The 18,012-nt window shown below is 39.2% G+C and carries 14 protein-coding genes; 3 read left to right on the top strand and 11 right to left on the bottom strand.

Annotated features, from left to right (window positions below; all coding sequences use genetic code 11):
• Positions 1 to 903: 903 nt before the first annotated feature.
• The 8 genes from QM454_RS13365 to QM454_RS13330 form a co-directional block, all read right to left on the bottom strand.
• Positions 904 to 1,428, bottom strand: a complete 525-nt coding sequence (locus tag QM454_RS13365) for a hypothetical protein (RefSeq protein ID WP_432358810.1) — start codon at positions 1,426 to 1,428, stop codon at positions 904 to 906.
• A 250-nt stretch (positions 1,429 to 1,678) separates the two neighbouring features.
• The gene (istB, locus tag QM454_RS13360; protein ID WP_432358809.1) at positions 1,679 to 2,404 is read right to left on the bottom strand and encodes an IS21-like element helper ATPase IstB; all 726 of its coding nucleotides are present in this window, start codon (positions 2,402 to 2,404) and stop codon (positions 1,679 to 1,681) included.
• Entirely contained in the window at positions 2,401 to 3,855 is a 1,455-nt protein-coding gene (gene istA, locus QM454_RS13355) for an IS21 family transposase (protein WP_432358807.1), read from the bottom strand. The genes istB and istA overlap by 4 nt, the downstream gene beginning before the upstream one ends.
• Positions 3,856 to 4,198: 343 nt before the next feature.
• On the bottom strand, positions 4,199 to 4,801 hold the full coding sequence (locus QM454_RS13350) for a YpjP family protein (RefSeq protein ID WP_432358806.1): 603 nt from the start codon (positions 4,799 to 4,801) through the stop codon (positions 4,199 to 4,201).
• 304 nt (positions 4,802 to 5,105) lie between these two features.
• Complete coding sequence (locus tag QM454_RS13345) at positions 5,106 to 5,903, bottom strand: class I SAM-dependent methyltransferase (RefSeq protein WP_432358804.1); 798 nt, start codon at positions 5,901 to 5,903, stop codon at positions 5,106 to 5,108.
• Positions 5,881 to 6,318 carry a BrxA/BrxB family bacilliredoxin gene (locus QM454_RS13340; protein ID WP_432358803.1) on the bottom strand — a complete coding sequence of 146 codons (438 nt, stop codon included), beginning with the start codon at positions 6,316 to 6,318 and terminating at the stop codon, positions 5,881 to 5,883. Before QM454_RS13340 ends, QM454_RS13345 begins: the two co-directional genes overlap by 23 nt.
• A 143-nt stretch (positions 6,319 to 6,461) precedes the next feature.
• Positions 6,462 to 7,589, bottom strand: a complete 1,128-nt coding sequence (locus QM454_RS13335) for a virulence factor (RefSeq protein ID WP_432358801.1) — start codon at positions 7,587 to 7,589, stop codon at positions 6,462 to 6,464.
• A gap of 15 nt (positions 7,590 to 7,604) precedes the next feature.
• On the bottom strand, positions 7,605 to 9,497 hold the full coding sequence (locus QM454_RS13330; protein ID WP_432358799.1) for an ABC-F family ATP-binding cassette domain-containing protein: 1,893 nt from the start codon (positions 9,495 to 9,497) through the stop codon (positions 7,605 to 7,607).
• Positions 9,498 to 9,782: 285 nt separating this feature from the next.
• Between QM454_RS13330 and QM454_RS13325 the strand changes: the two genes are divergently transcribed.
• Positions 9,783 to 11,276, top strand: a complete 1,494-nt coding sequence (locus QM454_RS13325) for a peptide MFS transporter (protein ID WP_432358797.1) — start codon at positions 9,783 to 9,785, stop codon at positions 11,274 to 11,276.
• Positions 11,277 to 11,407: 131 nt separating this feature from the next.
• The gene (locus QM454_RS13320; RefSeq protein ID WP_432358795.1) at positions 11,408 to 12,424 is read left to right on the top strand and encodes a DUF1646 family protein; all 1,017 of its coding nucleotides are present in this window, start codon (positions 11,408 to 11,410) and stop codon (positions 12,422 to 12,424) included.
• Positions 12,425 to 12,474: 50 nt separating this feature from the next.
• Here the strand turns inward: QM454_RS13320 and QM454_RS13315 are convergent, their stop codons facing one another.
• The 3 genes from QM454_RS13315 to QM454_RS13305 all read right to left on the bottom strand — a co-directional run bounded on the left by QM454_RS13315 (position 12,475) and on the right by QM454_RS13305 (position 16,887).
• Complete coding sequence (locus tag QM454_RS13315) at positions 12,475 to 13,443, bottom strand: proline dehydrogenase family protein (protein ID WP_432358793.1); 969 nt, start codon at positions 13,441 to 13,443, stop codon at positions 12,475 to 12,477.
• Positions 13,444 to 13,560: 117 nt separating this feature from the next.
• The gene (locus tag QM454_RS13310) at positions 13,561 to 15,267 is read right to left on the bottom strand and encodes a methyl-accepting chemotaxis protein (RefSeq protein ID WP_432358791.1); all 1,707 of its coding nucleotides are present in this window, start codon (positions 15,265 to 15,267) and stop codon (positions 13,561 to 13,563) included.
• A 195-nt stretch (positions 15,268 to 15,462) separates the two neighbouring features.
• Positions 15,463 to 16,887 carry an amidase gene (locus QM454_RS13305; protein ID WP_432358789.1) on the bottom strand — a complete coding sequence of 475 codons (1,425 nt, stop codon included), beginning with the start codon at positions 16,885 to 16,887 and terminating at the stop codon, positions 15,463 to 15,465.
• 168 nt (positions 16,888 to 17,055) lie between these two features.
• Between QM454_RS13305 and QM454_RS13300 the strand changes: the two genes are divergently transcribed.
• The gene (locus QM454_RS13300) at positions 17,056 to 17,958 is read left to right on the top strand and encodes a diacylglycerol/lipid kinase family protein (RefSeq protein WP_432358787.1); all 903 of its coding nucleotides are present in this window, start codon (positions 17,056 to 17,058) and stop codon (positions 17,956 to 17,958) included.
• The last annotated feature ends 54 nt before the right edge of the window (positions 17,959 to 18,012 follow it).

The following is an 18,012-nucleotide window of genomic DNA, read 5'->3' as shown; positions in this document are numbered from 1 at the left end:
AAACAGTAATAGGAAATTTCCGATGAACGAGGGCATTAAACAAATATTGCTCGACTACAAAATTTGATACGATGATAAAATGCAAAGGTACTTATTTCGAAATCCTGAAGAATAAGTCATTGTGAATTATGCTAGTAACCCTATCGGCGAAAGATTTTTAAAACGTATTATCGACCTAGTATGCGAAAGGGAAAAAATCGCGTATTTCACCCCCACTATCTCCGGCACACCTTTGTATCAATCCAGTTGTCAAATAACGTTCCGATTACCACTGTTGCCGCCTTGATCGGCGATACTCCCGAAACAGTCAATAAACCATTTTTATTCGAAAAAGATGAAATTGCAGCATCCAACCTAATGGACAAAATTGTCGTTTTAGATTCCTTCGAAGATTGAAAAAAGGTGAATTTGGGGAACATGGTAAATCACACTCTTTTTAACTTTGTAAAATGAAATTTGAAATCATCACAAAATAAGTTTATGCAATAAAAAAACACCCGTATTTTACTAACGGGTTCGGTTGATGGGAAGAAAAGTGCAATTAACAACGTAAAAAATGGGTTAATCAGCATACGTTTCAGCAGTGAAATTGGTTATATAAATAAAAAGAAAAACGCTCGGTTCTGAGCGTTTTTTTTGTCGAAATATTTTACTTTCCTTATTGAACTAAAGCACCCCGTTAGTTCAATAAGAGAAGTGAAGCTTATTCAACAACTGCACCCATTTGAGAAATATCGAAAAGTTCATTAACCCTCTATTAGTACATATTATTTCAAGATTTCCCCTTCTGAATATCCTTTTTCAAATTCCCAGAATGTATGCGGCAGTGAATAACTAACGTCCAAAAATTAGGTGCTACCCTATTATAAGAAACTACCGACGTGAAGAACGGCGATCCTTTTCTTAGGCATCTCCCACAAATATAAATTTTAATTTCATGTCTTTCTCAAATGACATATCAATTAATTCATTTCTTTCATTCTGTGGATTAGAAATAAAATAACTTATATCCATGCCATCTGGATGTTTAATAAAGTTGGCTATAAACATAAAATTTGAAGCCCATTCAATCGGAAATGGTGTATTAAATTCCGGTACTCCAAATTTTACTGCATCATCTTTAACCTCAAACTCTACATCATATTCCTTCTTTAACTCTTCGAATTTACCATCTGAAATAAAACGCATTATTTTCCTTGCCTCGCGATCAGCTTCCTGTAGAGATAATCTATAGGTAACGTCTGGAACGAGCTTATATTCTTCAATCTCTTCTTTCAATTCCTCCATTTCTTTTTGTTGATCATGCATTTCCTTTCGTAGCTCTTCAAGCTGGTTCTCGTATTTACTAGTTAATTGATTTATTTTATCTTCGTCCGAGCAGCCTCCAACAAACAGTAGGATAAAAATGAGTAAACCCAATTTTTTCAACTAATATCGCCCCCTAAAAAAGTAGAATCCATAGGCTTGTTCAACTAACCTGCTCCGTTAGTTGAAGAACATCATTTCATAATCTTCGATATATTTTAACATAGTTTTCTCATCTTCCTTCAAAATTTTTCTTTCTGATATCAAATCAGCACGTGTTTTAACAAGTGAATTAGCAAAGGTGTGTTTTGCAAGATAAAAGTGCAGAAGAATGCAAAGAAAAATACACAAGCTTGCCAGCCTTCGATTTAGTTTATTTTTGTCGTGATAAAGCGTTGGTCACCCTAAAACTATCTCCCGTAAAATTCAATATATGGGCATGATGGATCACTCGATCGACTAAAGCGGCAGTCAATCTAGAGTCGCTAAACACGCGGTTCCATTGACTAAATTCCAGATTGGAAGTGATGATCAAACTTTTTTGTTCGTACCAGTCAGAGATGAGTTGGAAAAGGAGCTCTGCTCCCTCCTTGTTAAAAGGAACATAACCCATCTCATCCAATATGATCAGATCAACACTTTTAAAACGACTTCTGAACTGTACCAACTTTCCCTCTTGCCATGCTTTCTCTAACGCCTCAGCCAAGTCTGACACCCTATAAAAACGGACCTCTAGTCCTTGCTTACAGGCCTCGTAACCAAGACCCGTTGCTAAATGAGTCTTGCCTGTGCCAGGAGCACCGGTTAAAATCACATTTTCTTTGCGCCCGATAAAATTCAGTGTACAAAGTTCGTGCGAATCAATGTGAGAAGGAAAATGGATCTTCTCATTCCATTGAAACGATGAAAGTGACTTCTTCTGTAGAAACTTCGCCTTTTTTATTAATCGTTCAGCCTTCGTTTCTTCCCGTAGCTGTAGCTCTTTCCGAAATAAATCTTCCAGAAATTGAACTGAATTCTCATAAGCTATATCCGAATAAATATCATTGACGTGGGCTAGTCGCAAGACCTTGCACATTGTTTTCAAATCCGCCGTCACTGTATCTCACCTTCAATCTTTGGGCCAACCTGAAGTTGATCATATTTATTCCAATCAACATCATAAGGGTGTGCTACCGGCTCTTTTAAAGAGTCCGATTGTCCATTTATTAGCTCATAGAACTCCTCATTAATTTCATTCATGTCGTGGGTGGCTAGTAGCGCTAGAATCCAGTTTAGACGCTCTTTGCGAATCATTAGATTCGAGATATTTATGTATTCATATATACGGCCTGGTAGATAGGCTGAAAAACGAGAATAGATTGCTGCTCGCGGCTTGCTTAACCATGATGTTAAGATAGCTTTCCATGGAATCTCACGATTCTTATGCATATAAGGTCGATGATCCTCATACAAGATTTCTCCGTGAGGAGATAGTACCTTGAATCGATCCCAATACTTTATGACAGACAGACTTGGATAGTTATAAGCTTTCGGTACATATACTTTCACTTTATCCAAAGTGATTTCTCCATACTTGTTCGCTTTCGCTTTTTCTTCTTTGAAGACTGGATAATCTTCTTCAGGTAACGCTAAGAGATATTGATGTTCTTCCTCAAGTAGTTCTTGTAACGGAACTTGCTTTTTATAATGAACGCGCTCCCGATCCACAGTTAGCTGCTGTTCAAGTATCTTTGTTAAGTGTTCCAAGTCTTCTATGACGGGCGCTGGAGTTATAAAGTTATATCGAACGTACCCAACTTTATTTTCCACATTTCCTTTTTCATTTCCTGAATACGGATTACATGCTTGAGGTTCGAAGCCATAATGATTGGCAAATTGCAGGAATTCATCTGTGAAAACAGCCTCTTCATTTCGGTTCCTTGGTTTAACGACAGCCGTCTTCATGTTGTCAATACGAATCTTCCTCGGTATGCCCCCTAGTTGATTGAATATCCTTTTCATCCCATGTAATAGGCACTCTTGATTTTCTCCTGGTAATGGAATGGCGTAAGCGCTGTTGCTGAAGGGGAGGGACATGACTAAACAATGAACGTCTCTATATTTCCCATCCTGTACGGCTTGCATTAATCCAAAATCCAATTGCGCTTCAGCAGGTGGATGAATTAGTCTCTCGAAGTTTTTATCTTTTGTTTCATCTTCAATATCTTCCCTTCCTTCACGCCAGTCCTTAATGAAATATGAAACGGTCCTGTAGGACCCCTTGAACCCTAGCTTTTGTAAGTCAGAAAAGATTCCTTTGTTTGTCCTTCTGTCCTTCTTCTTTAGTTTTTGATCCTCCCAAAGCCAATCTCCAACAATTTCTCCCCACTTTTCCGTGTACATCATTCCGGATTTTTTTCTTTCCTTTTCTTTCGGCAGTTGATCACCATCTGCGTACTTTTTAGCCGTTCTCCAATTGATTCCTAAAGTCTTTGATATGTGATTTATAGAAAATGATTTCTGATTCCTCATCAGTTTGATACAATTAATTTCAGGCATTGTCAGCATTTCCTTTCAACCTCCACTGCATTTGATTCGACACCAATACAGTAGAGAGATTTTGGAAGGCTGGCAAGCCTTTTTTTATTGAAACTTCAGTTGCAACGTTATGTACTTTTTCTTTTCAAAACTATGTACTTCTATTTTGCACTACACAAAAGGCACATAAATTTATGTGCTCTTGTTAATCCCTGTGCTAATTACGGTTTCAGTTCCTCTATATAAATCATCTAAACGTTGATATAACAACAAAAACGGGGACACCAATTCATAAGCGAATTGTGTCCCCAGATGCTGTGTTTTTTATTGTTTTCTCCCCATCAACTGAACCCGTTAGTATTTTACACGAGTGTCAGGATAACCATTTTGGCGGCGTGTTCTTAGACCAGTATATATCCCCAAGAGAATGATGCATAGTAAAGTCGTCTTCCACAGAATGATAATGGAAATTATAGAAATATCCGTCTAACGGTCTTTTCTCTGTCCGTACATGAAAACGTATTAAATCCTTTTTATTCTCTCTATCAGAAACGTGAAACATTTTTTCTGCGTAATCACCTGATGGAAACTCAGTAATTGAGAGCATTCTATTTTCAAGTCCTCCCGTGGAAATGACAGTGTTTTGGATAACCTCTTCAATTTTCGGGAAAATAACATCGTCAAACTCATTTTGAATGACAGGCCCAATTTTCGTGCCGAATTTCAAGTATGCCATCTCTTTAGCTGGTCGAAAAAGCTCATCTTCAATCGATAAAGGCTGTTCAAACGACTCGCGATCAAAAATGGAATCTTCTAATCCTAATTGTAAATCATGTTTGGACGTACATGGATGATCTGCTTCCCTCGTATCGTCTTTCGGCTGCAAATTTGTCCAAATTTCATGGCTTGGTGAAATAACGCCAAGTGTAAGAACGGCAACAAGTGCAATAATAATGTTTTGTAAATATTTCTTCATCAGATCACCTGCTTTTTATTATGTATTGTAATTCCTCTGTTTCTAGTTTGCTCTTTCATACATGAAGGCATCTGTCCATCATCTTTTATACTAGTACGAAAAGTATCTTAAAAGGTTTCATATTTCCTAAATTCATTGTACAATAAAAATGGAGATAATTGTGAGGTTTTTATGAAGGAGGTTTTACATAATGAACGTAGAATTACTCATGGGAATCGGATTACTCGTACTCGTCCTTTATTTAAGCTCATTGAACTTTACAAATTAATGCAAAAAGCCGTCCACCTTCAAGTGGACGGTTTTTTCATTTCGTCAAGAAACCAAAATGGAATTTGGTGTTTGGTCTAATTTTACGTTCCATATTAAATTGGTCGAAAACGACTGAATCAAAGCGCTCTTTCACAACTACACGGCGAATGCATACCCTAAAAGCCTCCTCCATCCACTTCTCAGATAAGGACGTGTGCACTCCAGCTTGACGAAGAGGTTTGAAATTCAATGACTCCTCAATTGGTGCATGAAACATTGGATCGATATACACAACATCCCAAGAGTTGTCAGGTTGGTTGGCCAGAAACTCAACAGCTTCTGTTTGAATAACGTTAATCCGGCTCATGGAATCCGCCAACTCTTCCGATGAAACCGGAAATTTTCGCAAACCTTGTTTGACTAAAAAAGCTACAGCCGGATCCGCTTCTAAACCTACGCATCTTCCATTTCTTCCAATTACATAAGAAGCAATAATACTATCTGAAGCTAGACCGAGTGTACAATCGAGGAACGTGTCCCCTTCTGTCAAAGCGCTTGCTTCAATGAGTGGATCTATTTCGCCTTTTAACATACGTTTAAAACGGAAGGCGGCAGAATTTGGATGGAAGAATAACGGATCTTCCATCCCTTTTCTATACAGTTCATAACGATCTTTACCGGCTACAAGTACATCTGCATCGTATTCACGTTGTATACGTAAAACGGACCGCTTTTTTCTTTCAATAACCGGAAACCCAAGTGCCTGACTCGCAATTTCAGCTAATTCAAAAGTGAGCGTATCAGGTCTGCCTGCTGTCGTAATAACTGCCTTATTTCGCACAAACTTGCTCAAGAGCACCTGTCAAATGATCTTTGATCTGTTCCATTTCGGAATTCTCGATCTGCTCCCTCGGAATGAAATAGGCAAGTTCTCCATCCTTCCAAATTGCAATTGATGGCGAGCTCGGTGGAACTTCAGGGAAAAAGCTTCTCATCTTCTCTGTCGCTTCTTTATCTTGACCTGCAAATACAGTAAATAAATGTTCTGGTTTTGACTCAGACGCTACTAGCGCTTCCCTTACTGCTGGACGTGCAAGCCCTGCTGCACAGCCACAAACAGAGTTAATGACGATTAATGCAGTTCCAGCAAGGGATTCCATCGTCCCTTCAACCTCTTCAGCAGTCGTAAGTTCTGTGAAGCCCGTTTGAACAAGTTCTTCACGCATCGGTTTCACGATACTTTTCATATATTCATCGTAAGCGTTCATCATTCAATTCCCCTCTCAATTATTCAATAGTTTCCGTACTATTCTACAATGAATTTACACTGATTTCATGTTTTACATATAGGATAAAAAACATTCGTACAGAATTAGTTTACATAATATTATTATGAATCCACAATACGAATTTATGATTCACTATTGACTTCTGTCATTTGCTTCCATATGGACCCTTTTGCTTCTTCTCCTTCAGCAATCCTTGCAATAGCCATCCGAACTTGTAACTTCACTTCAAATTCCGGATCGTTTTCTGCGTCGTGCAATGCAGGCAAAGCATTTTCAGTCCCTGACTCATACAAGAACATGGCTGCGCGCCATCTAACAAGCTTATTCTTATCTTTCAACGCCTCGATTGCTGCGCGCTCAAAACCAGCAAACCCTAAATCGCTCATGCAATCGCCTGCTGTTCTGCGCACCGCCCAACTTTTATCCTTCAATGCTTTTTCCACATAAGGAATGACGGACTCATCTTCAATCATTCCAAGGTAAACAGTAGCTAAACGACGGATTGACATTTTTTCATCTTCCAGCGCACGATTAAGTAAAGGAAGATCCGATACATCAGGATCCGGCATTTGATCAATCATTTGGAAACGTTTTTCCCACTCTGTCACATTGAAATCGTCCAATGTGATTTTACGGCTTTGGTCTTCTTTATTGCTTTTTCCTTGCTCCGATTGCTTTATTATTTCTTGTAAGCGCTCTTCAGGGTAAGCGGCTTCAACTTCCAATACGACAGTTTCACCAATTTCTTGCATATCTCCATATCGTATACCGTAGTCAGCCCACTTCCGAAGAAGGATATAATTTTCCACTTCTGTACTATGCACTTTTTCCATCGCTTCGCGAAAACGGTCACTTAATCCAAACCGCAACTCTGAATTATTATCAAAAACCTTCACTTGAAGTGGAATGTCTTTATACGTTTGGACATGAACATACACTTCCCCATAATGGTCATCCGGTGTTATTTCCGCCTCTCTCTCTACGTCAACAGATTCTTCATTAAATATTCCTTGCACTTCAGCAAGAATGGCTTCCCATGAAACATTACCAACTCGTTCCACCGCCATGAAATCCATGACGTGGTAAATCCCTTTTACCCCTTTCACTGCAAGAATTTCAGACATAGGGTATGGTGCAGTAATTGCATCTTCTTTTTTGTAATTATAGCTAACACCCATTGGAAGCTCTTTGTCTACGATAATTTTCATCGAGTTTGGACTTGGAGTCGGTTCAATCGTTACAATTTTCATTTAAAAAATCTCCTTTCATTTTGTTTCGGAAAGTTCTTGTAAATATGACCAACGTTCAATTAAATGCTCATATTTGGCATTTAATTCATCGAGTTCTTTTGTCAATTCACTGACTCGATCATAATCTGATCCAGATTCGATCATTTGGGCTTCGGTTGATTCGATTTGCATTTCGACATCTTCAATATCTTTTTCAATCGTTTCCCACTCCCTCTTCTCGGAGTATGTCATCCGTTTTTTTGGAGCGGTCGGAACCTCGGGTTGTTGAACTTCAATGACTTTTTTAGGAGGGGCCTCATCATTTTTAGCAGTTTCCATTTCGAGGTATTCTGAATAAAGGCCCCCATAGAGCACTTCTATATTTCCGGAACCATCCAATACCCAAAGCTTTGTTGAAGTTCGGTCAAGGAAAAACCGGTCGTGGGAAATAGTTAGTACAACACCGGGAAATGAATCAATAAAGGATTCAAGAACAGACAGCGTCTCGATATCGAGGTCATTCGTCGGTTCATCAAGCAATAGTACATTTGGTTGTTCCATGAGCAGCTTTAATAAATAAAGTCGTTTTCTTTCTCCGCCGGATAGCTTACCAATTGGAGTACCGTGGGAGGAGGAAGGAAAAAGAAATCGTTCTAACATTTGCGTAGCGGAAATTCGCGCTCCACTGCTATCTTCAATATCATTCGATGTTTCCCTTATATACTCGATAATCCGCTTGTTGTCATCCATCGTCGGCAGTTGCTGATGAAAATGAGCAATTTTTACGGTCGATCCCATCTCGATCGAGCCGCTGTCCGGTTCAAGATCTTTTGCAAACAGTTTCATTAATGTCGTCTTCCCAGCCCCATTCGGACCGACGATTGCAATACGGTCTCCCGATTGCAATAAGCAACTGAAACGATCAATAATTTTTTTATCCCCATAAGCTTTTGAAATTTCATGCGCCTCAATCACTTTCTTGCCTAGACGCGACGTTTTCAACGACACATCCATATCAGCGGCAGGACCTTCCTTCTTCAGATTCTCCTCCAGCTCTTCGAAGCGGCCAATTCTTGCCTTCTGTTTCGTCGACCTCGCTTTCGCCCCGCGCCTAATCCACTTCAACTCAGTCCGATACCGATTCCGCATCTTAGCGTCGGTCGCTTCTGCCATCTCTTCTCGAAGAGCCTTCGATTCCAAGTAATCAGCAAAATTTCCTGTATGGGCATACAGTGTACGATCAGCCAATTCATAAATATGAGTTGACACTTCGTCAAGAAAATAGCGGTCATGGGTAATGAACAGAACAGCACCTTGCTCATTTTTTAAATACTCTTGCAACCAAGTGATCGACTGGACATCAAGATGGTTTGTAGGCTCATCCAATAATAAAAGATCCGCCGGTTCGATAATCACTTTCGCCAAAGCTACTCGTTTCTGTTGACCTCCTGAAAGCTCACCCAATTTTTTATCGAACGTATCTACTCCTAGCTTCGTCAAGACCATCCTCGCTTTTGTATTTAAATCCCATGCTGATCTTGCGTCCATCTCGTTTTGCAATCGAGAAAAACGTTCTTGGTTTTCGGGTGATGTAGAATCAGCAGAAAGTGCAGCAAGCGCGTATTCATACTCTAAATTTAATTTAATAATCGGTGCATCAGACATGAAGACCGTTTCCATTACAGTTTTATTGGGATCGAGGTTAGGACTTTGTGGCAAATACGAAATACTGTATTTGTTCGGATGTTCCATACTGACAGAATCTGCATCCTCAGTTCCAGCGATAATCGAAAGGAGCGTCGACTTACCGGTGCCGTTAACTCCAATTAAACCAATTTTCTCCCCACTAACAATGGTGAAGGATATATCCCGGAACAACGTTTTATCTCCAACGGTTTTTGTTAAATTTTCTACTATTAATTGACTCATAACAACACATCCATTTCTACTAACTGCATACTTTCATGATAGCTCATAATCAATTGTTTTTGAACGTTGACGTCTTGTTTCCACTTAACAGGGCAACATAACAACGTCCAATGAGTAATCATCTTCTTTTTTTATTCAGCCTAAATGTAATTTTGAAAATAATAAATATAACCGAAAACACATTATTATCACAGTAAAAACAAATTTAAAAGTAACCATTTTTATTTTGACAATATAATTAATTCATCTATATAATAATAAAATGTTAAAGGAGGCAACATTTCAATGGCAAAAATAACGAAAGAACAAATTGTTGAAAGTGTTCCCCAAAAAGGGTTCTTCGGACATCCAAAAGGGCTGTTCACTTTGTTTTTCACGGAATTTTGGGAGCGGTTTTCATATTATGGAATGAGGGCCATCCTTCTCTTTTATATGTATTATGAAGTAACCAAAGGCGGACTCGGTATTAGTGAAACGACAGCACTATCTATCATGTCCATTTATGGTGCACTTGTTTATATGTCTGGAATTATTGGAGGATGGCTAGCCGACCGTCTATTCGGAACGTCCAAGGCAGTATTTTACGGCGGAGTATTAATTATGTTAGGCCATATTGTCCTTGCGATGCCAGGTGGTGCGACTGCGCTCTTCATCTCGATGGGATTAATCGTACTAGGTACAGGTCTATTAAAGCCGAACGTTTCAAGCATTGTCGGCGATATGTACAGTCAAGATGATATTCGCCGTGATTCTGGCTTTAGTATTTTCTATATGGGCATTAATATGGGAGGCTTCCTTGCACCTCTAATTGTAGGGACAATTGGATTGAAGTATAACTTCCACCTCGGCTTCAGTATTGCTGCAATCGGTATGTTCTTTGGACTTGTTATGTTTGTTTTGACGAAAAAGTCTAGCTTGGGACTAGCTGGTACACAAATTGCAAATCCGTTGTCGCCAACAGAACGTAAACGTTTTATGTTAATAACATTGGCAGCAATAGTTATATTAGGTATTCTCATTTTCATATCCATTCCAAGAGGTTGGCTCACATTCGACTCATTCATAGCACTTGTAGGTATCCTCGGATTTGTAATACCGTTCTCATACTTCTTCGTCATGTACAGAAGTGACAAAACGACTTCTGATGAAAAATCACGTATTATCGCGTACATTCCATTGTTTTTAGCATCTGTCATGTTTTGGGCAATTGCAGAACAAGGTTCCACTATTTTGGCACTGTATGCAGATAAGCGAACAAATTTGGATGCTTTCGGATTCCATATCTCACCAGCATGGTTCCAGTCGTTGAATCCGTTATTTATTATCGTTTTAGCACCGGTATTTGCATGGCTATGGATTAGGATGGGAAAACGCCAACCGACGATACCTCAAAAGTTTTCATTTGGGATCCTTTTTGCAGGACTATCATTCATTGTCATCCTCCTACCTGCCTATTTCGGTGGAGCTAATACACTTGTAAATCCATTATGGCTTGTCTTAAGTATTTTCATTGCGGTATTAGGGGAACTATGCTTATCTCCAGTAGGTTTATCAGCAACTACGAAATTGGCACCAGCCGCTTTCTATGCGCAGACGATGAGCTTATGGTTCCTATCAAACGCTGCAGCCCAGGCATTGAACGCTCAGCTTGTGAAATTTTACTCTGTTGAAACTGAAATGATGTACTTTGGGATAATCGGCGGTGTTGCAATTGTGTTAAGTTTGATCTTGTTTGCGATTTCTCCTATCATCTTGAAATATATGAAAGGTATTCATTAAAATAATTGCATCGTAAACAGCAATACCATTATATGGTGTTGCTGTTTTTAATTCCCGGATATTGTTTCTACTAATATCCAACCTACAAGAATAGAATAGATAGTAGAGTAATGGCTAGAAAGGGGAATGTTATGATTGTTGGGTTGGCAATCATCTTAGTTTTCGTTTTATTCCTCCCCTTCACAATCCCGTATGTCGAACGCAATTTGGAAGTATTCCTTTTTATTATGGGGATTGCGTCCGTCGTAGTGAGCGGAGTTTGGAATTACGAATTGGTGCTGAAAGCTCTCAAAGATCCCATACATATAACGCTCGCTGTTATTTTCGCGGGCCTTATTTTTAATTGGGTACAGAAACCTTTTGAAAAAGGAATTAAACGCGTTAGTCGGATTCTTCCTTTCAGACTGTTTTTGGCACTAATCATTATCATTTTAGGAATCGTTTCGAGTGTTATCACGGCTATTATTGCAGCACTCGTTTTAGTTGCAATTGTCACCGTTTTAAGGTTGGATCGCAAATCGGAAGTTCGTTTTGTCATCCTCGCCTGTTATTCGATTGGAATGGGGGCTGTGTTAACACCGATTGGCGAACCACTCTCAACAATTGCAACGAGCAAGCTAAATGCAGACTTCTTTTATCTCTTAAGACTCATTGGCCCAGAAGTCATCCCTGGCATTATAACTTTTGGTATGTTAGCAACAATTCTAATCCACCCAACTCAAAAGAATCGGGGATTGATCGTGAAGCAAAAGAAAGAATCGATTGGTGATATTTTAACGCGTGGCTATAAAGTGTATTTATTCGTCATGGCGTTGACATTTTTAGGTGCCGGTTTTGAACCGTTCATCACAAGATTCTTACTTGTTCTTCACCCGTATATCCTTTACTGGATCAATATGATTTCTGCGGTGCTTGATAATGCAACACTTGCGGCTGCGGAAATTAGTATCGAGATGAACGAAAAGACGGTTAAATCTATTTTACTCGGGCTTTTAATTAGTGGTGGCATGCTCATTCCAGGCAACATTCCAAATATTATTGCCGCGGGGAAATTAAATATTAAAAGTGTCGAATGGGCACGATTTGGTGTACCTATTGGATTAATTGCAATGGTCATCTACTTTATCGTAATCGTTATTGCTGGATAAGAAAAGCAGCCAGCCGCTAGGCAGTACCTAGAAGCTGGCCGTTCATATTATTATTTCTTTTTAGTTAGCCGTCCTAAAAGGAATGCGCCTGCAGCTAAACCGATCATCGTATTCGTTTTCTTCGTAAATACTTGTTTCACGACAAGATTCATATTTTGTGGTCGTTCGGCTAATCGACGCATGAAGTAGCCATACCAATCTTGGCCAAATGGAACATATGTACAGAAGTTATAGCCTTCTTTCGCAAGTTCCAACTGCATATCCTTCCTAAAACCGTATAGCATTTGGAATTCAAACTTATCATTTGAAATATTATTATCTTTGACGAATTGTTTAACATGATTAATGACATGATGATCATGTGTTGCAATCGAAGTGAACTTGCCATTCAATAAATGCCACTCTATTAATTTAATATAATTTCTATCAATGTCTTGTTTGTTTTGGTAGGCATTTTCAGCAGTCTCTTTATATGCACCTTTCACGATTCTTAGACGATAATCCTTATAGTTGTGCAAATCTTCTTCCGCACGGAAAAAGTACGCTTGGATCACCGTACCAATATTGTCGTACTTTGTTGAAAGTTCGTCCAACAAGTCGAAAGATGGCTGAAGACGTGGATAGTCTTCCATATCGAAATTGACGAACAGATTGTATTTATTTGCGGTAGCAACAATTTCTTCGATATTTTCCTTACAAAATTCATAATCGATATCAAGTCCTAATTGAGATGGCTTCAATGAAATATGTGCATCTACACCGTTTTCATGAATGGCTTCAATAACTGCAACAATTTGTTCTTTTGCTGCAATCGCTTCCTCCTTTTCAAACACGAATTCTCCTAAGTTATCAACAGTACAGGAGATGCCATGTTTGTTCAATTCTTTAATGCTTTCAATCGTTTCGGCTATATTTGTTCCCGCTACGACGTTTTGTGCGCCTAATTTCAAACCATATTTTTTAGCCGCACTATTCAAGAGTTGATTTTGGGATAGGCTCATAAAGAAGTCTTTTAACATTTCCATTACTCCTCAATATTAAAATATTTTCATAACGATTATAACATAGCATCTTTTTTTCACCATCAAAATAATAGTCGACGATGACTTAGGGAATCTGTTCTTTTGGTAAAATGCTTATAGCTTAAACTGCCCTACAACCCTTTCGAGCTCTTCAGCCATTCTATTTGTCTGAGATGATTGATGAGAAACTTCACTAATCGATGCAGTCGTCTGTTCAGTTGCTGCAGAAATATTATTCGTCTTGTCTTCGATCTCCTGCATCGACTTCGTCAATTCTGTGATCAGCTTTACGACTGAGACCGATTGCTCCGCTTCTTTACTCATTAATTCAGATATTTGATTGATTTCTTGGACCGTATTTGCAACGGCTGTTGCAATACTACTTAGTGATTCTGATGTCTGCTCAGCTGTTCTGCTTCCCGTCTCAACAACTTTCGTACTTTCCGATGCAGAAGCTTCTACTTGTCCAATAATCTTCGTAATATCATTTACAATATTTTCGACTTGCTGTACTTCCTTATTGGATTGTTCGGCCAACTTTCTGACCTCTTCCGCCACGACCGCGAACCCTTTGCCGTGTTCGCCAGCTCTTGCAGCCTCTATAGATGCATTCAACGCCAATAGATTTGTTTGTGCAGCAATTCCAGCAATGGAAGTCGTTATTTCTTGAATTTGACTTGTCGACTTAATAAGTTCTTGTATTGTCGTCCCAACATCTATAGATGACCGCTTAATCTTGTCCATGTCTTCGCTAATGTCATTTGCTAGCTGCTGTCCGTCTTGTGCAATTCGCATCGTCATTTGTGAATTGACTGCAACCTCATCTGTACGTATTTTTGAGTGCTGTAAGTCGGCTGCAAGCGAGCTGAGAATCGAAGAAACATGTTCTGTATTTGTTGTACCTTCCGTAACACTTATCGCAACCTCATTCATATTTTCCGCAACCATTTCTATCGCGTCATTCATCTCTCCTAACGTCGAGGCAGTCGTTGAGGAGTTCATCATTAGTTGACGGGATGTGTCTTTCATAGTTCCAATCATATTACCTAGATTTATAGTCATTGTATTCAAAGTATCGGCAAGATCCCCTACTTCATCTTTGGAATCCACATTTACACTACCGACATTTAAATTACCATCTGCAATCGCTCTCGCGTGAGCAATTAACTGGGAAATTGGTTTCGTTTTGCGTCGTAAAAGTAAGATTGTTATGAATGCAGCAATCAGTACTGGAATGATGCTAATAAGAATACCGTCCCGGACAACTTCCCATGTACGTTCCGCAACTATGTTTGCATCAAAATCAATTACACTTATCGCAATGATTTCTTTGTTCGGATCGTGGTCCTTAAAGATAGGTGCATACCCTGACAATCTTTTTACACCAGCAAATGTATATGGTTCGGAATATGTAGGATGCCCCATCTCCAATAGTGTGGAAATTGCATCTTCATCCAAAGGAACCTGATCACCGGACTTTACTCCTTTATTAGCCAAGTTATCATCAAGGGCGATAAGTTTGCCATTAAGATCGACTATGTATTGAGTTTCAAAAATATATTTATGTAGTACTGTCCAATTCAAATCGTTTCCTATTTTTTCAATCGTGGCAATATCCCCAGACAATGCTTTGTCAACATCGTTAGGTTGCAGTAAACCTGTCGTTATGTTTGCACATCCGTAAGCCTCGATTCCGGCTGCATCGTAAAGCTTATCATAAGCCGTCTTGTAAGTAGCGACTGATGTGATGGCAAGCATGGCGACAAGGATTCCGATTATGATTGTGCCTAGTTGGAAAGTTAGGCTTTTTCTCTTTTTCATTAGTTTTCTTCCTCTCCTATACCTAAATATCCCTATGAGATAGAGCTAACCATCTAAATCATACATTACTTTTGTATGTTTTCATATTCATATTCTTTAAGTTTCAATGACTATTGCTAATTCAATTAAAAAACAGATGAAGGTAAATGAAATACATACCTACATCTGCATCATTTTTTCTAACTACTTACATATCTACTTTACTCTTGAATAACCACCAAAATGATTTTCAATCATTGAACCGAGGGAAAAAATTGCATCTTCATTGCCGTTTTTTCCGATAATTTGTAGCCCGATCGGCATTCCATCGTCACTTTTTCCGATTGGCACAGTTAAAACAGGAAGCCCCCAAGTGTTCGCATATGCAACAAACGGCATATATTTGAGGAATGTTTTTCTAATTGAAAAAATCTCCTTATATACTATGCCATGTGGCGGTGCTGCTGAATGGTAAACCGGCATGAGTAGTAACCGATTGTCCAAATAATCTTCCAGCAATTTATCCCCTTCATCTAACAGATCAGATATTACATCTATCCTTTTCGCTGACGGTCGGAATAATGAAGTACCAATTAGTGCCCACGATAGATAACGATGTATTTCTGCGCTTCCGCTTGCCTTTTCCTTTAAATAGGCAGTAAATGGGCTATCCTTACCATCCCCAAATGCGACCTTTCGGGTTGACTCCCCTCCATCGATAGACATTATTTCTTGCCAAAGTAGCGCTGAATCGTTAAAGAATGGTACAGGTTCCCTCTCTGTCCTTACGTTATCTTTCAGATATAGATAGACGTCGTTCAATAACTTTACCGTAGTATCGGAAAGAGGAAACGCTGTCGTCCTAAACACATTGATCGTAAAATCAGAAATGTCCTTCGCCTCTAAACGATTGTCAGCAATAATTGAATAGATGAGTTTTGCATCCCTTACTGATTTCGCCATCGGTCCAATTCCCAACATCCTTCGCTGCCATACATGTTCAACAAAAGGAAAACTTCCATCTTGTGACACTTGTCCTTTGCCAGATTTGAATCCGACAATGCCATTAAAGTGACTTGGGAAACGGATCGACCCACCTATGTCCGATCCGAGACCGACAGCAGCCGCGCCAAGTGCAATTGCTGCTCCTTCTCCTCCGCTTGATCCTCCAACTGTTCTATCGACGTTCCACGGATTGTTTGTCCTACCATACAATTTATTATTCGTTTCTTGGCAAAAGTTCAGTTCCGGCGTATTCGTTTTTCCAATAATGATTGCACCTTCTGCTTTCAACTTTCTCACAACTTCTGCATCTGTCTTCTGCACGAATCCTTTTCTGCGTAGTAATCCCCCGGTCGTTTGCATTCCAGCTACATGAAATGATTCTTTCATACTCATCGGAACACCGAACAACGCTCCTTTGGCGGTCCCATTTACTAATGCAGCATCCGCCTGTGCAGCCTGCTCCATTGCAACGTCAAAGGAGTCTTCTACTAGAAAGTTTACTAATGAATTTTTCTCCTTCACTCGATTAATACATATTGAGACGACTTCTGAAACCGACAATTTCTTATTCATTATTATTTCCTTAATTTTCAATGCATCCGCATCTAAAAATAGTTCAGTACTCTCCTTTACCATCCCCTTCGCCCCCGTTCATCTGAATTAAAATACTTTTCTATCTATTTATTATATAGAACAATTCCTTGCTAGACAAATAGGTAAAACCTATTTCCACTAAAACTTCGTAAGCATTAATTCCTCAATGTGATTATGCTAAACTAGTATAAATAGAAAAGGGGTCGTACGATGTATGTATTTATTATTAATCCAACTGCGGGAAAAGGTGCAGCATTTACGATTTGGAATAAAATCGAACCTATTATTATTGCCAGGAAAGTTTCGTATGATACACATATATGCGTCTCTTCAGAATTGACACGCACATATATAATTGAACAAAGTGCTTCACACTCAATAAAGGCTTTCATCGTAATCGGCGGTGACGGGACAGTAAGCTCCGTCCTTCAACAAGTAGCCGAGACAAACATTCCGTTAGCTGTCCTACCAGCCGGATCAGGCAATGATGTCGCCAGGAATTTTGGGTTGGTTGCGGAACCGAATCAATTTGTTGAAAAACTATTCATTGGTAAAACGCTAACCGTAGATTTAATACATGTAAATGGAGTGTACGGAATGACGGTAGCTGGCGTCGGGTTGGATGCAAAGATCGGACTGAGGGCAGATCTGTCCTTTTATAAAAGATGGCTCAATCAATTTAATCGCGGCGCCGCCGCCTATACGATTGCAGCGATTATCGAATTGTTAACATTCAAGCCATTTAAAGGGGAAATTCACATAGATGGAAATCTCCTTCTCCATACAGATCTATGGCTCGTTGCGAATGGCAATATGAAAATGTATGGAGGGGGACTTACGATTTGTCCCTACGCAGATTCAAGTGACGGACTAATTGATGTAACGATATTACATAACGCGAAACGGTGGAAAGTGTTATCAAAGCTTTTCCCTGCCCTTTTAACTGGGGAACCTGTCATCGCTAAAGAAGTTACCTATTTAAAGGGGAAAGAAATTATTATTAAAGGGAATCGTATATTAACGTATGTCATCGATGGGGAAATCTTTCATTCTCGTAACGTACATGTAACTACTCAGCCAAATGCTTTGAAACTAGTCATTACATCTAATTAATTTATTATTACATAAAGAAAACGCTTACAAACTTCACACAATTATCCTTCTATA

It is taken from the genome of Sporosarcina sp. UB5 (assembly GCF_050859005.1).
In the GTDB taxonomy this organism is placed as follows: domain Bacteria; phylum Bacillota; class Bacilli; order Bacillales_A; family Planococcaceae; genus Sporosarcina.
The sequence above is the reverse complement of the archived record's forward strand: the minus strand, read 5'-3'. Positions and strand labels throughout refer to the sequence as shown.

Bases quoted from the DNA above. Each gene is read 5' to 3' on its own strand.
- QM454_RS13315 (WP_432358793.1), bottom strand. From the start codon at position 13,443: ATGTTAAAAGACTTCTTTATGAGCCTATCCCAAAATCAACTCTTGAAT.
- QM454_RS13335 (WP_432358801.1), bottom strand. From the start codon at position 7,589: ATGAAAATTGTAACGATTGAACCGACTCCAAGTCCAAACTCGATGAAA.
- QM454_RS13300 (WP_432358787.1), top strand. From the start codon at position 17,056: ATGTATGTATTTATTATTAATCCAACTGCGGGAAAAGGTGCAGCATTT.
- QM454_RS13305 (WP_432358789.1), bottom strand. From the start codon at position 16,887: ATGGTAAAGGAGAGTACTGAACTATTTTTAGATGCGGATGCATTGAAA.
- istA (WP_432358807.1), bottom strand. From the start codon at position 3,855: ATGCTGACAATGCCTGAAATTAATTGTATCAAACTGATGAGGAATCAG.
- QM454_RS13340 (WP_432358803.1), bottom strand. From the start codon at position 6,318: ATGAACGCTTACGATGAATATATGAAAAGTATCGTGAAACCGATGCGT.
- QM454_RS13325 (WP_432358797.1), top strand. From the start codon at position 9,783: ATGGCAAAAATAACGAAAGAACAAATTGTTGAAAGTGTTCCCCAAAAA.
- QM454_RS13320 (WP_432358795.1), top strand. From the start codon at position 11,408: ATGATTGTTGGGTTGGCAATCATCTTAGTTTTCGTTTTATTCCTCCCC.
- QM454_RS13310 (WP_432358791.1), bottom strand. From the start codon at position 15,267: ATGAAAAAGAGAAAAAGCCTAACTTTCCAACTAGGCACAATCATAATC.
- QM454_RS13330 (WP_432358799.1), bottom strand. From the start codon at position 9,497: ATGAGTCAATTAATAGTAGAAAATTTAACAAAAACCGTTGGAGATAAA.
- QM454_RS13350 (WP_432358806.1), bottom strand. From the start codon at position 4,801: ATGAAGAAATATTTACAAAACATTATTATTGCACTTGTTGCCGTTCTT.